This window comes from Rodentibacter genomosp. 1, assembly GCF_001999285.1.
Taxonomy (GTDB): Bacteria; Pseudomonadota; Gammaproteobacteria; order Enterobacterales; family Pasteurellaceae; genus Rodentibacter.
This window is the reverse complement of record NZ_MLHN01000007.1, coordinates 33611-47792: the sequence shown is the minus strand read 5'-3', so window position 1 is coordinate 47792 and position 14182 is coordinate 33611. Positions and strand designations below refer to the sequence as shown.

General features: G+C 40.1%; 13 protein-coding genes. 5 read left to right on the top strand and 8 right to left on the bottom strand.

The window, feature by feature from the left end:
- Positions 1-265 precede the first annotated feature (265 nt).
- Entirely contained in the window at positions 266-577 is a 312-nt protein-coding gene (locus BKK54_RS03585) for a BolA family protein (protein WP_077541580.1), read from the bottom strand.
- A 94-nt stretch (positions 578-671) separates the two neighbouring features.
- Between BKK54_RS03585 and BKK54_RS03580 the strand changes: the two genes are divergently transcribed.
- The 3 genes from BKK54_RS03580 to BKK54_RS03570 all read left to right on the top strand — a co-directional run bounded on the left by BKK54_RS03580 (position 672) and on the right by BKK54_RS03570 (position 3072).
- The gene (locus BKK54_RS03580) at positions 672-1271 is read left to right on the top strand and encodes a YajG family lipoprotein (protein WP_077541578.1); all 600 of its coding nucleotides are present in this window, start codon (positions 672-674) and stop codon (positions 1269-1271) included.
- Positions 1272-1579: 308 nt separating this feature from the next.
- On the top strand, positions 1580-2527 hold the full coding sequence (corA, locus tag BKK54_RS03575; protein ID WP_077541576.1) for a magnesium/cobalt transporter CorA: 948 nt from the start codon (positions 1580-1582) through the stop codon (positions 2525-2527).
- Positions 2527-3072: a YggT family protein gene (locus tag BKK54_RS03570; RefSeq protein WP_077541574.1), complete on the top strand. Its 546-nt coding sequence runs from the start codon at positions 2527-2529 to the stop codon at positions 3070-3072. The genes corA and BKK54_RS03570 overlap by 1 nt, the downstream gene beginning before the upstream one ends.
- Before the next feature lie 54 nt (positions 3073-3126).
- On the opposite strand, the gene pyrH is transcribed toward BKK54_RS03570, so the two are convergent.
- Positions 3127-3840, bottom strand: a complete 714-nt coding sequence (gene pyrH, locus BKK54_RS03565) for a UMP kinase (RefSeq protein ID WP_077541572.1) — start codon at positions 3838-3840, stop codon at positions 3127-3129.
- A 133-nt stretch (positions 3841-3973) separates the two neighbouring features.
- Between pyrH and BKK54_RS03560 the strand changes: the two genes are divergently transcribed.
- Positions 3974-5536 (top strand): phosphoethanolamine transferase, encoded by a 1563-nt coding sequence (locus tag BKK54_RS03560; protein ID WP_077541755.1) that lies wholly within the window; start codon positions 3974-3976, stop codon positions 5534-5536.
- A 48-nt stretch (positions 5537-5584) separates the two neighbouring features.
- On the opposite strand, the gene tsf is transcribed toward BKK54_RS03560, so the two are convergent.
- From tsf to mtr, 5 genes are all read right to left on the bottom strand, one after another.
- Positions 5585-6436, bottom strand: a complete 852-nt coding sequence (gene tsf, locus BKK54_RS03555) for a translation elongation factor Ts (protein WP_077541570.1) — start codon at positions 6434-6436, stop codon at positions 5585-5587.
- Between the two features lie 135 nt (positions 6437-6571).
- Positions 6572-7297, bottom strand: coding sequence for a 30S ribosomal protein S2 (gene rpsB / locus BKK54_RS03550; RefSeq protein ID WP_077541568.1), 726 nt, complete (start codon positions 7295-7297; stop codon positions 6572-6574).
- A 164-nt stretch (positions 7298-7461) separates the two neighbouring features.
- The gene (locus BKK54_RS03545) at positions 7462-7881 is read right to left on the bottom strand and encodes an ACT domain-containing protein (protein ID WP_077541566.1); all 420 of its coding nucleotides are present in this window, start codon (positions 7879-7881) and stop codon (positions 7462-7464) included.
- Positions 7878-8648, bottom strand: coding sequence for a class I SAM-dependent methyltransferase (locus BKK54_RS03540; protein WP_077541564.1), 771 nt, complete (start codon positions 8646-8648; stop codon positions 7878-7880). Before BKK54_RS03540 ends, BKK54_RS03545 begins: the two co-directional genes overlap by 4 nt.
- A 71-nt stretch (positions 8649-8719) precedes the next feature.
- Positions 8720-9976 (bottom strand): tryptophan permease, encoded by a 1257-nt coding sequence (mtr, locus tag BKK54_RS03535; RefSeq protein WP_077541562.1) that lies wholly within the window; start codon positions 9974-9976, stop codon positions 8720-8722.
- Positions 9977-10115: 139 nt separating this feature from the next.
- Between mtr and BKK54_RS03530 the strand changes: the two genes are divergently transcribed.
- Positions 10116-10889, top strand: a complete 774-nt coding sequence (locus BKK54_RS03530; protein WP_077541560.1) for a M48 family metallopeptidase — start codon at positions 10116-10118, stop codon at positions 10887-10889.
- Positions 10890-11089: 200 nt separating this feature from the next.
- On the opposite strand, the gene acrB is transcribed toward BKK54_RS03530, so the two are convergent.
- Entirely contained in the window at positions 11090-14176 is a 3087-nt protein-coding gene (gene acrB / locus BKK54_RS03525; RefSeq protein ID WP_077541558.1) for a multidrug efflux RND transporter permease subunit AcrB, read from the bottom strand.
- Positions 14177-14182 lie beyond the last annotated feature (6 nt).

Genomic DNA, 14182 nt, shown 5'->3' with positions numbered 1-14182 from the left:
CAATCTCGTGTTTGAGCGTGACAGAAAATGCTAAAAAACCAAAGCATTCATAACTGACACATAATTAAAAAAACTCAAATTTGTTTAATTTTTAGGCAAGTAAATAAAATCACTACTCAGCCTAAATTTGAAAATATAAAATTTAAACACCCCATTCTAGCGAAAATCCGTTTTTCATTCCACCTTAAGGCCTACTTTTTGTGAAAAATTTGTGAACTTTTTCCAATATACATATAAATGGTTACAACATATAAAAAGAATAAACTTATAATCCACTGCCCCTACAATTTGGTGATGTTGGAAATACTTCGCCAAGACTCTTCCATTCCTCTTTCGTGTAAAGATGTAGAGCCAATGCGTGAATCCCATTTTGTAAATCATCGGCAAATAATTGATAGACTTTTTGATGACGCTGTACTTTGCGCATACTATCAAATACATCACTCACAATGACGAGTTTGAAATGAGAATCCGCACCACGACCGGAGCTATGCATATGACTTTCATTTTCTACCGTTGCAAAGTGCGGTTGAAATTCAGCGTGAATTTTTGCTAGCAATTCTTGTTGTTTTGACATCCCGAATACTCCAATAAAATTTTGTGGAAAAGCTATACATCAGTCATTAAGTTTGCAAGAATAACACAGTTCAATTCAATTAATTGAGGAAATTATGAAACTAACAAATAAAATCAAAACATTATCCGTTATTAGTCTTGCAGCAACGACACTTTTCCTTGCCGGCTGCCAAGCCCAATCCAATACACTCACCTTTACGCCGTCAGCCCCAAACGCATCTTTGAATATTAATCAATCCGCTGTTGTATATGTCACAACAAAGGATGCTCGTGCACAGCAAGATATTTCTCGTTACACAAAAAATGGAGAGTTAATAAAGCTCAACGCTTCACCCAGCGTGACGCAATTATTCCAACAAGTCATGCAACAAAACTTAGTCAGTAAGGGGTTTCGCATTGGGCAATCAAATAATGCTAATGCCGGTGTAACCGTTGAAATCAAAGAATTTTTCACTCATGTTGAACAAGGTAATTTACGCTATAACCTCACCGGAAAAATTCAAGTGACCGTTTATGTTCAAGGTGCGACTGGAAGCTATAATAAAGCCTTTAATGCGACACGTTCTCAATCCGGTGTCTTCAACGCAAATAATGATGAGATCCAAAAGGTGCTAGGTGAGACTTTCAATGATATTGTCAATAATATTTATCAAGATCAAGAAATTGCTTCAGCAATTAACCAATATACCCGCTAATTGTTAATTGGGGCATGATGCCCCATTTTGACCGATAAAAACTTGACGAATACCTCTTTCAAGCGTAACATTCGCCCGATTTTTTAACGAGAAGGACACACACTTTGGACAGTCATAGTCGATACCGAATATCACTTTAGTCTCCCGCCTCATGTCAATATGACTATCGGCGAGAGTTCGTCGGTAGGTCTACCACTTTCGGCATCTTTAAACCAAACGAAAATACCGAAATTTTTAACCGCACTTTATTCGTTTGACATTCTTGTATGTTCACGGTTAGCTGTTCATAATCCTAAAAGGAGTATGAAATGATCAACGCTTTTGCTATCAATGATTCCCGTTTAGTTCGCATTGATGAAGATCAAGCCAATCTCAGTAACGCAATTTGGCTTGATTTACTTGAACCAACGGGCGAAGAGCGTGAAATGCTTCAAGAAAGCCTAGGGCAGAGCCTTGCCTCTTTCCTTGAATTAGAAAACATCGAAGCATCCGCACGTTTTTTTGAAGATGAAGATGGCTTACATCTCCACTCATTCTTTTATTGTGAAGATGAAAACGACTATGCAGATTTAGCCAGCGTCGCATTTACAATCCGTGACGGGCGTTTATTTACCTTACGTGATAGGGAACTTCCCGCATTCCGTTTATATCGTATGCGTTCTCGCAACCAGCGTTTGTTAGAATGTAATTCGTATGAAGTACTACTTGATCTCTTTGAAACTAAAATCGAACAACTTGCGGATGTGATTGAAAATGTTTATGCCGATTTAGAAGCGCTAAGTCGTGTTATTTTAAACGGCAAACAGGACGAGGCTTTTGATGAAGCCCTAAACACCCTAACCGAACAAGAAGATACCAGCTCTAAAGTCCGTTTGTGTTTGATGGATACTCAACGTGCACTCGGTTTTTTGGTACGCAAAACCCGTTTGCCTTCAAACCAGCTGGAACAGGCCCGAGAAATCCTACGAGACATTGAATCTCTACAACCGCACAACGAATCACTGTTCCAAAAAGTGAATTTTCTCATGCAAGCAGCAATGGGTTATATCAATATTGAGCAGAACAAAATTATGAAATTTTTCTCGGTCGTATCCGTTATGTTCCTACCGGCAACGCTAGTTGCATCCACTTATGGAATGAACTTTGAATTTATGCCGGAGTTGCATTTCAAATATGGCTACCCAATGGCTATCGGCTTAATGATTGCCGCCGCACTCACCCCTTACATTTATTTCAGACGAAAAGGATGGCTATAATGGAATTATCCCAAACTGCATTATTTATTGGTTCAATTATCAATTTTTATGCCCTTGTATTAATTTTACGAACATGGTTGCAATTTGCTCGAGTGGATTACTATAACCCCCTTTCTCAATTTGCAGTCAAAGCAACAGAACCGGTACTTAAACCGGTCCGAAAACTTACCCCAACGATCAAAAATATTGATACCTCGGCTCTTTTCGTCATTTTTCTTCTTGGAGCACTAAAATCCGTGCTCTACTTTGGTTTAGCCGTGGATGTGATGTTAATTTTAGGTATATTAAGTATCTTCAAAGCAATAGGTGTAGCCATCTTCTATGTCCTCTTCATTAGTGCAATCTCAAGTTGGTTTAACCAAGGCAACAACCCTATTTTTTATGCACTTTATCAGTTGACAGAACCGTTACTCCGCCCCATAAGAAAAATTCTACCGACAATCGGCATGATTGATTTTTCACCGATGGTGATCGTATTTATCCTACTCTTTATCAATAATTTACTATTCGATCTTTTACAAGGAATTTGGGCTATAGCCGGATAGGCACAAATAAAAAACGGTAGAACTTAATCTACCGTTTTTTATATTACAATCTGATTAACAAATTGTTGTACCTTCCTCAGTTCCTAGCACGACATTACGTAATGCACCCGATTTACACATATTAAACACACGAATCGGCATACCGTGATCCCGTGCTAGTGTAAATGCCGCCAAATCCATTACCTGCAATTCTTTATCAATTACTTCCGCATAAGAAAGATTGTGATACAACTTCGCTTCCGGATTTTTCGCAGGATCACAATCATATACCCCATCCACTTTTGTTGCTTTTAACACGACATCAGCCTCAATTTCAATACCACGTAAACAAGCTGCTGAATCAGTCGTGAAAAATGGGCTACCTGTTCCTGCCGAGAAAATCACCACACGTTTTTCTCTCAACATCTTAATCGCCTCAGACCAATTATAAGTATCGCAAATACCGTTTAATTGGAAAGCCGACATCAACTTCGCATTCACATCTGCACGATGTAACGCATCACGCATCGCTAATCCATTCATCACGGTAGCAAGCATTCCCATATGATCGCCCACGACACGATTCATACCGGCTTTGGCTAGTTTCGCACCACGAAACAAGTTTCCACCGCCTAATACCACACCAACTTCTACGCCCATTTCGACTAATTCTTTGATCTCCAACGCCATACGATCAAGAATGGAAGGATCAATACCAAATCCTTCATCACCCTGTAATGCTTCACCGCTTAATTTCAATAAAATACGTTTGTAAATTGGTTGGCTCATTGTCTTTTCCTTTTTGGCTTAAAAAAATTGACTTATTTTATAGAATAACGAAACAAGAGTGAAGAAGTTAAAGATGGAAATTCTGATTGAAAGATGGATAATAAGCAGCATTACTATGCTTAATAAAGAAAATATGAACGTACAAAAAATACAACCAATTTTAACCGCACTTTTTGTTTTTTCCTGTGCCACTCTCGCAGGCTATTTGATGTTGATCGGTTCCGGAATGTTTCCCAAACCAAGTATTGGAATCATCTTTCTCACGAGTGTGACTATTTTATTATTAAGCTGCAGCAAAAAAGCATTTTACTTTATTATGTTACCTCTTGCTTTTATTCATGCACTTTACACGCCAACAGGACTAAATTTTGGTGCGCCGAGCTACCAATATATCGCTTCTGTTTTCTCCACGGATCTCTTGGAAACCAAAGAATTTCTATTACAAATTCCCCTTAGTAGCTACTTTATCGCCCTCAGCATTCCTATTTTAGTGTTGATACAATACAAAAGTGCGGTCAAATTTAACATCAAATTTTATCGAAATAAAACCTTTATCGTATTAACTACTTTACTCTTTACATATCATCTCCCGCTGTCAGAGCCAATAAAAGAAACCCTCAGCGCCACATTAAATGTTTATGACGAAATGAAGAAATTAAAACAAATGTCACTGTCAGCTAAATGGGGGGAATCAACACTAGAACATTCTCGCTATGATGATTATGTGATAGTGCTTGGAGAAAGTGCACGCAAAGACTATCACCATGCTTACGGATACCCTATTAACAATACGCCATTTATGTCTAGTGCCAAAGGCACTCTAATTGATGGCTTCCGGTCTGCCGGTACCAACACTGTTTCCTCTTTACGTTTAATGCTCACTCTACCAAACAAAGAAAAATGGGAACCAAACTATGAATTAAGTTTAGTTGATTTGGTCAAATCAGCCGGTATCAAAACTTATTGGCTATCAAATCAAGGGTTATTAGGGGAGTTCGATACCCCCGTTTCCTCTCTCGCCTCAAAAGCTGATGAAACATTTTTTCTCAAAAAAGGGGGGAGCTTTAATTCAACTAACTACAGTGATTTTGATTTATTGCCCAAATTATCTCAAGTATTAGCAGATCCAATACAAGGTAAACGTTTCATTGTATTACATATTTACGGATCTCACCCACTTGCCTGCGATCGTGTGGAAGACTATCCGAAAATATTTAAAGATGAAAATATTGAACCTAACCATACCTACTTAAACTGCTATATTTCTTCCATCAAAAAAACTGATGATTTTCTAAAACAAGTTTATGAACAGCTTCAAGAAAATGAACACCAAAATCACCGTACTTTCTCAATGATCTATCTCTCCGATCATGGACTATGCCACCAACAAGATGAAAAACACAATATATTGTTTAATCAAAACTGTTTTAGTCGTCAGCACCACGATGTTCCCCTCTTTAAAATTTCCTCTGATGACATTGAACGCAAAGAATACAAAGTGTTTAAATCGGGACTAAATTTTTTAGAAGGCATCGCAAATTGGATGGGAATTAAAAACTCAAAACTCACTGATGAAGAAAATTTATTTTCCAGTGAAGATGATAAAGATGACTCAGGCTTACAAAAACGTATTGATGAAAAGTACCGTAAAGATACAGATCCGGCGATTGATATTCGCCCTCGACAGTATAAATAACAAAAAAGCCGATAATAACTATCGGCTTTATATTCAAAAACAGAAAAATTAAGCGTTACCACCAGTGATTTTCGCTACTTCTGCTGCAAAATCTTCTTCTACTTTTTCAATACCTTCGCCTACTTCTAAACGAATGAAATTAGTCACTTTGGTATTGACAGATTTTAAGTAATCACCTACTGAAACTGAAGGATCCATAACAAATGCTTGACCCGTTAAAGAAACCTCTCCGGTGAATTTCTTCATACGACCTTCAACCATTTTTTCTGCGATTTCTTTTGGTTTACCTGAATTGATTGCGATATCAATTTGAATTTGACGCTCGTGCTCAACTACTTCGGCAGATACATCTTCCGGGTTTACAAATTCAGGTTTAGATGCGGCAACATGCATTGCTACTTTTTTCAATTCTTCAGCTGAACCTTCACCTGCCACTAATACACCAATTTTCGCACCATGTAAGTATTGTGCAATCACGTCACCCTCAAGGTAAGCAACACGACGAATTGTCATATTCTCACCAATTTTTGCCACTAATGCCGCACGTTTTTCTTCAAATTGTGCTTGTAGTTGCTCAATAGTGGTACCTTTATTCGCGGCTGCGTAGTCAGCTACTTCATTCGCTAAACCTAAGAAACCGGCATCTTTTGCCACGAAGTCTGTTTCGCAGTTCATTTCAACCAATACACCGAAACCGGCTTGAACACGTGCAATGATAACACCTTCAGCGGCGACACGACCTGCTTTTTTCGCTGCTTTTGCTTGACCGGATTTACGCATATTGTCAATTGCTAACTCAATATCACCGTTAGCTTCAACTAATGCTTTTTTACATTCCATCATACCTGCACCGGTACGTTCACGAAGTTCTTTAACTAATGCTGCTGTAATTTCAGCCATTTTTCCAATCCTCTGTCTGAAAGTGCGGTTATTTTTCACCACATTTTTTAGATAAAAATACAGGGGCAATTTTCGCCCCTGTGCCAATTAATCGTTTTGATTAATAAGGGCTACGCCTTATTTTAATACCCTGAATTATTCAGCATCCGCCGCCGCTAATTCTTCTGCTACTGCAGTCTCGTTACCACGACCTTCTTTTACCGCTGCTGCTGCTGCAGTAACATAAAGTTGAATTGCACGAGTCGCATCATCATTACCAGGAATAACAAAATCTACACCGGCCGGAGTAGAGTTTGTATCAACGATAGCAAATACAGGGATACCAAGATTATTCGCTTCTTTTACAGCAATATGTTCATGATCTGCGCCGATAACGAACAATGCATCCGGTAAACCAGCCATATCTTTAATACCGCCAAGGCTTAATTCAAGTTTCTCCATCTCACGGGTACGCATTAACGCTTCTTTTTTGGTTAATTTGTCGAAAGTACCGTCTTGAGATTGAGTTTCTAAATCTTTTAAACGTTTAATTGATTGACGAACGGTTTTCCAGTTAGTCAACATACCACCTAACCAACGGTGATTAACATAATATTGTTGACAGTCTAATGCTGCTGCTTGAACTGCTTCTGATGCCGCACGTTTTGTACCAACGAATAAAATTTTACCGTTATTGCTTGCAATACGCGTTAATTCAGCCAATGCTTCGTTAAATAAAGGTAAAGTTTTTTCAAGATTGATGATGTGAACACCGTTACGAGCACCAAAAATGAAAGGTTTCATTTGTGGATTCCAGTAACGAGTTTGGTGTCCGAAGTGTACGCCCGCGTTGATCATATCGCGCATTGAAACTTGTGCCATAATATTTTCCTTTTTATTGGGGTTGAGCCTCCACATATCAGCTCATCGACCGTTTGGCACCCCGATGAAGCCTTAGCGATATGTGTGTGTTATTTAAATTTACTCTTTTTTTAACAGCAAAAGAGCGGTGCGTTTTATATCATAAAGCGCACTGAAATTCCAGTTTATTTTTGACAATTTTCCGAAGATATTCGCTGTAATGTATGCAAGGTTTCCATAGCCAGTGCAGCCTGTTCATAGGGGACAAAAATATGATCATGGAAATTACCTGCCACCACATTACAACTGATTTCCGCCTCGCCTAAGGCTTTAGCAAAGGTGGCGGTCAGACCAACAGCCGCTAAATCGGAATGGACCGTCAGCGTAATCCAAGCGGCCTTAAATTGCACATCAAGGTGATAATCTTTCGCCGTTTTTTCCGTCACCACGACTGACAAACCTTCTTTCTCGCGAATAGTCGCAATCAGGGCGGAAGAGGGCAAATTTTGCTCCGGTTTTAATGTTGCAAAATAGTAAGCGCCCTCATTGAGTTCAGGTTTCATTGATGCTAATAACACATCAAGATGACGAATTGGGATTGTCATAGTTTTTCCTCTTTCTTTTTCGCTTTTACAAATAACAGCACGGGACGATGCTCTAAATCTCTAAATTCCGAATGCCATTCCGGTTGTTCGGCAAGCATAGGTTCAGCCATTTGTTCAATTTGGAAACCGGCTTCAATTAAATGATTGATAATGGTTGCCATGGTACGGTGATAGGTTTTAAAAGGTTGCTTAAACCAGTTTCGATCACGCTCTCCTTCATCACGGTAATAATTTAAGCGATAGGCTACCTGTTGTTTATTTTCATCTTTTTCCCAGCGTTCTCCCACTTTATGGCAAGTTGTGATGGGGTGCTCTTGTGAAAATACTAATGTACCTTTTGGTTTTAATTTTGCATGAATTGCCGCCAATAACGCCGGAAAATCCTGCACATAATGAAAAGCAAAAGAACTACTGATAACATCAAAATTTTCATCAGGTAAATCTGCGAGGTTTTCCATCGCTAACTGATGTAAGGAAAAACGCCCGTGAAATTGACCGCACTTTTCTAGCTCTATTTGCGCTTGTTTTAACATATTGGCGGATAAATCCACGCCCACAACAGCACGAGCCCCCTGTTCCAGATAAAGCTGTAAATGCCCACCTGTACCACAACCAAGATCAAGTAACTTTTTACCTTGAAGCTCAGGCAAAAGGGAAAGCATTGTCGGTTTTTCCACAATTTCATTCAGACTAATCGGGTTAGCACGAAGTTTTTGATAAAGCTTAAAGAAGTTCTCCGTATCGTAAACGCTGGTTTTATTTTTCATATGATTCCTGTCATAAAATTTAAAAGGGCGTATGACATACATACGCCCCTTGGAATGAGATGGGGATAGCATTATCCCATAAAACTCGCAAACCAACCTAAATTAGCTCCGACTTGTGCCACAATGTTCAATATGCCAAAGAGGATAACAAAACCAATCATAAAATTACCGCCATAAACTTTATAATCGGCATTCGGGAATTTTTGACGGCTCGCCTTCGCAAGCAATGCCGGCACGATGGCCGCCCAAATGGTTGCCGCTAAACCTGCATAACCAATAGCAACGACAAAACCATAAGGAAACTGAAGGCTTAAAAGTAGAGGCGGTAAAAATGTCACCAACGTCGTTTTTGTTCTGCCCATTAGGCTATCATCAAATTTAAATAAATCCGCAATATAGTCGAATAATCCCAACGTCACGCCAAGGAAAGAACTGGCAATTGCCATATAAGCAAAGAAATTCAAAATGACCGCAATATAATCTGTTTCAATATATTTACGTAGTGCTTCTAGCAATGCTGAAACATCCCCGCCTTTTTCAATCACCGGCGCAAATTCCGCACGGGGTAAATTGCCTTGAATCGCAAGCTGCCACAAGATATAGATAATGAGCGCCAAGCCGGTACCGGTAAAAATAGCTTTCATCACACGATTGCCATCACGGTGGTAATATTTGACCAAACTTGGGACATTGCCGTGGAAACCAAAGGAAACTAAACACACAGGAAGTGCGGTCAATAAATAAGGTAAATATTGTTGCTCACCTTGTGCAATAGTATTCAACAAAACTTCCATTTTTACTGACCCCAACAAACCTGCTGTGGAAAGAAAAAAGGCTATCACCATTCCACCAATTAATATCGTGGTAAAACGATCGACTGCTTTGGTTGAAAGCCATACAAATGCCCCTAAGACGATACAGAAGATTAATGAACCGAAAGTACGTCCAATTTCAACCGCACTTTCAGGGGAACTCAACAGTTGATTTAATAAATTTTGCGTAATGCCACCACCTGAGGTGATATAGGCGTAAGTTAAAATATAAAGTACAAATGCAACGGACAAACCATTAATCGCATTCCAACCTTTGCCAAGTAAGTCTTTGACGATAGTGTCGAAACTTGAGCCGGTGGGATAATGCAAATTGGCTTCTAAAATCATTAAGCCGGATGTCGTCATACAAAACCATGTATAAACCAGTGCAAGAATCGAACCGATAAACCATACGCCCGCAGTTGATGTAGGATTCGCCAACATACCGGCACCAATTGCGGTGCCGGCAATAATCATCGCACCGCCCAATAACGAAGGGGATTTTTGTTGTTTCATAAATGATTCCTTGAAGTGAGTTTTGCACTATTATAGTAGTACAATTTCAAAACTCAATTGTTTTTTATTAGACAATTTAAGTGAGCTTTCCTTATAATCCCACTATCTCTACCCCTTGTACTCTCAATAGGAATCTCAAATGAAAAAATACATCAAATCTTTTGCCTTTGCTTCTGTCACGGCTTTTGTGCTCAATGCCTGCGCAGATTCAGCCTCAATCAATCAGCAAGCGGCCTCCAGTTATGCACAAGAAATGGGGAAAATTCGCACTCAAGGTGCAGTGGATACCACTTCTCAAACAGCAAAACGGATTCACCAAATTTTCAACAAAATGGTACCTTACGCCAATAAAGAAAATCAAACCGGTCAACCCTTTAACTGGCAAATCACGGTTATTAAGTCTAAAGAATTAAATGCGTGGGCAATGCCGGGTGGAAAAATGGCGTTTTATACGGGATTAGTGGATTCATTAAAACTCAATGATGATGAAATTGCGACCGTCATGGGACATGAAATGGCGCATGCCCTGAAAGAACACGGTAAAGCGAAAGCGAACTTTGGAATGGCCACAGGCATTGCCGCTCAAATTGGGCATATTGCCCTTTCCACTGTTGTGGGATCAGATTTAAGTGGAATCGCGATTAGCCTAACGAAAGATTTTGCATTAGATAAACCTTATTCACGTAGTGCTGAAACCGAAGCAGATGAAGTGGGTTTATTGCTTATGGCAAAATCAGGCTTTAATCCGCAATTTGCCCCTGGGTTATGGGATAAAATGAAAAAAGCTTCCGGTGGTTCAAAAGGGGCATTAGATGCCTTGGCATCGACTCATCCAACAGATGAAGACCGTCAAGAAAACTTACGCCGTTTACTCCCTGAGGCGATGAAACTTTACGAAGCCTCAAAAAAATAAAAAACGTTCGGTATTATGTAGCAAACACACAAAAATAGAAATGTTAACAGAACCTAGGGACACACTGCGTGTGTCCGCATTTTAACCTATTGAAATAATTTAATTTTTATAACGGACACACAGTGTGTCCCTACAAGAGAACAAAAAAACAAAACCGCACTTTCGTTTCCAAAAGTGCGGTTGAATTTTAAGGTATTTTATTAATGCGCTGCTTTGCTTTCATTTTCTTCAAATACCGGTAATGGTTTATGTTCCGTTGCCACATAACTATAAACCACCGGAAGGACAAACAAGGTAAAGATTGTACCAATAGATAAACCGGCAACGATAACGATACCAATACTAAAGCGTGATACCGCACCAGCACCGGTGGCATAAAGCAATGGAATCAGACCCGCTACCATCGCACCGGTAGTCATCAAAATCGGGCGCAAACGTACTTTAGCGGCGGCGGTAATCGCCTCAATGCGATTTTTGCCGTGCAATAATTGCTCTTCTTTTGCCACTTCACACATCAAAATACCGTGTTTTGTAATCAAGCCCACCAAGGTAATTAAGCCTACTTGTGAGTAAATATTCAATGTTGTGCCTGCTGTACCAAAGAAAGATAAGAAATTCAACGTCAATAACGCCCCACTTACCGCCAAGGGTACAGAAATCATAATGACCATTGGATCTCGGATAGATTCAAACTGAATCGCCAACACTAAGAAGATGATCACCACAGCCAATGCAAAAGTGACCGCCAACGCATTACCCTCTTGGATTAACTGACGGGATTCCGAACGGAAATCGTAAGTATAGCCCTGTGGTAAAGTCGTATCGGCATGCTGTTGTAGCCATGCCACCGCATCACCCGTGGATGTCCCCGGCATTGGTACCGCTTGAATCGTAGCAGAATTTAACTGGCTAAAACGAGGTAAAGAAGTCGGCTGTGTCTCCAATTCCATACTAATCAAACTACTTAATGGTACGGATTCCCCATTACTTGCCGTGAGATAGTAATTTTTGAAACTTTCCGGTGATAAGCGATCATCACGTTTTACTTGTGAAATCACTTTATAAGCCCGTCCATCAATATCCACACGGGTAATAGTTGCAGCAGAAAGGAAACTTCCTAATGTGTTACTAATTTGCTGCATCGTAATGCCATAGGTTCCTGCTTTTTCTTTATCTACCGAAATCGTCATTTGTGCGGTATCGTATTTCAAATCAAGATTGGTATAAACAAACTTACCCGATGCCCGCATTGCGGCTAAAAATTTCTCAGCCGTATTTGCCAACGCATTATAATCTTGTGCCGTTTTTAACACGATAGCAACAGGAGGTCCTTGTTCCCCCGTGTCAATCTCAGGGAAATTAAAGGCAGATACCGACACTTCCGGAATAGCTTTTGCTTTTGCATTCAATTCGTTCATGACTTCCGGTTGTTTACGTGAGCGTTCTTTCCAATCCTTTAATGTCACAATATTGAGTGATTGGTTCGAACTTGGTGCACCCGCAATACTCATCCCAAACCATACCTCCGGTGTATCCATAACCGTCTTCATATAAGGTGTCATAGCATCTTGGATATAATCCACATTCACATTAGAAGGCGCAGAACCAATGGCAATAAATGCCCCTTTATCTTCATTTGGTGTTAATTCACTTGAAAGCGAGTTAAAGAGGAATGGTAATGTGGCAAAAATCGCCACAGCAAACGCCACCATGGATTTACGATTTTGCATCACAATATCCAACATATAGTTGTACACATTGTTCATTTTAGACAGTGTATGTTCAACTCTACGTTCCATCCAAGTCGGCTCAGCATTGGATTTCAGCAATTTGCTCGTCATCATTGGAGAAAGGGTTAATGCCACGATACCGGAAATAAATACCGAACCGGCAAGGGTGAGGGCAAACTCTTTAAATAATGTCCCGGTAATCCCCCCCATGAGCGCCATCGGCGAGTAAACCGCAATCAAGGAAATGGTCATTGAAATCACCGGTAACGCAATTTCACGAGTACCAATAATTGCTGCTCGGAACGGGGTTTCCCCTTCTTTAATATGGCGGTCAACGTTCTCCAATACCACAATCGCATCGTCCACCACCAAACCGATGGCGAGAATCAATGCCAATAATGTCATCAAGTTAATAGAGAAATCTAAACTTTGTAACATCATTAGCACCCCGATCAATGAAATCGGAATCGTTAATACCGGAATAATAATGGCACGCAGTGAGCCGATAAACATTAGGATCACCACTAATACGATCACCGTAGCCTCAACAATCGTTTTTATCACCTCATTAATAGAGCTATTAATGGCGATTGTGCGATCATAGAGAATATCCGATTCCATACTGTCCGGCAGCTGCTTCTTAATGCTTGCATAAAGCGGTCGGATTTTTTCAGCCACGGTCAATGGATTCGCAGAAGAAGTCGGATTAATACCTAATACAACGGATTCTCCACCATTTGCAGTTGCACGAGAATTATCGCTTTCTTTATTTAATTCAACCGTCGCAATATCACGCAAACGCACTAAATCATCACCGTTAGAGGCAACAATCAAATTACCTAACTGTTCCACGGATTTCGTGGTGGTTTCGACCTTATTGCGATAGCTGACGTAATAACCGTTATCACTTCCCGCTGCCGTTTGAATGTTATTAGCAGAAAGTGCGGACATCACTTGTGAAGCTGAAAGATTTTGAGCAGCCATTTTTTGCGGATCTAACCAAATACGCATCGCATATTCTGCCGCACCGAAGATTTGTACTTCCGCTACCCCTTCAATCGTAAAGAACTGAGGTTTTACTACACGGTTGATATAGTCCGTCACTTGACTGGAATCCAACTTGTTAGAACGGAAACTAATATACATAATCCCCGTTCCTCCGGATGAGGACGCCACCGTAGGATCCTCAATGCCACTTGGTAATTCTGAACGCACTGCATTCACTTTTGCCAAAACATCCGCCAACGCCCCTGCGGGATCCGTATTTAATTTCATCTTCACAGTAATTGTTGAAGAGCTTGGCGCACTAGATGAGGACATATAATCAATATTATCCGCCTGAGCAATGGATTCTTCCAATTTGGAAGTCACGAACGCCTGAATCAAGCTCGCATCTGCCCCCGGATAAGCCGTAGTCACGGTAATCACCGTGGTTGTCATTTTAGGATATTCACGCACTGCCAATTTCGAAATCGCCTGCAAACCTAAAATAATGATAAGCAAGCTAATCGAAACCGCTAAAACAGGGCGACGAATAAATATATCAGTAAATTTCATTCGTAT

What these genes read in the sequence shown, in the direction of transcription:
- corA (WP_077541576.1), top strand. Translation starts at nt 1,580, where the DNA reads ATGATCAACGCTTTTGCTATCAATGATTCCCGTTTAGTTCGCATTGAT.
- BKK54_RS03540 (WP_077541564.1), bottom strand. Translation starts at nt 8,648, where the DNA reads ATGAAAAATAAAACCAGCGTTTACGATACGGAGAACTTCTTTAAGCTT.
- pyrH (WP_077541572.1), bottom strand. Translation starts at nt 3,840, where the DNA reads ATGAGCCAACCAATTTACAAACGTATTTTATTGAAATTAAGCGGTGAA.
- BKK54_RS03530 (WP_077541560.1), top strand. Translation starts at nt 10,116, where the DNA reads ATGAAAAAATACATCAAATCTTTTGCCTTTGCTTCTGTCACGGCTTTT.
- BKK54_RS03580 (WP_077541578.1), top strand. Translation starts at nt 672, where the DNA reads ATGAAACTAACAAATAAAATCAAAACATTATCCGTTATTAGTCTTGCA.
- tsf (WP_077541570.1), bottom strand. Translation starts at nt 6,436, where the DNA reads ATGGCTGAAATTACAGCAGCATTAGTTAAAGAACTTCGTGAACGTACC.
- BKK54_RS03570 (WP_077541574.1), top strand. Translation starts at nt 2,527, where the DNA reads ATGGAATTATCCCAAACTGCATTATTTATTGGTTCAATTATCAATTTT.
- BKK54_RS03560 (WP_077541755.1), top strand. Translation starts at nt 3,974, where the DNA reads ATGAACGTACAAAAAATACAACCAATTTTAACCGCACTTTTTGTTTTT.
- BKK54_RS03585 (WP_077541580.1), bottom strand. Translation starts at nt 577, where the DNA reads ATGTCAAAACAACAAGAATTGCTAGCAAAAATTCACGCTGAATTTCAA.
- rpsB (WP_077541568.1), bottom strand. Translation starts at nt 7,297, where the DNA reads ATGGCACAAGTTTCAATGCGCGATATGATCAACGCGGGCGTACACTTC.
- acrB (WP_077541558.1), bottom strand. Translation starts at nt 14,176, where the DNA reads ATGAAATTTACTGATATATTTATTCGTCGCCCTGTTTTAGCGGTTTCG.
- mtr (WP_077541562.1), bottom strand. Translation starts at nt 9,976, where the DNA reads ATGAAACAACAAAAATCCCCTTCGTTATTGGGCGGTGCGATGATTATT.
- BKK54_RS03545 (WP_077541566.1), bottom strand. Translation starts at nt 7,881, where the DNA reads ATGACAATCCCAATTCGTCATCTTGATGTGTTATTAGCATCAATGAAA.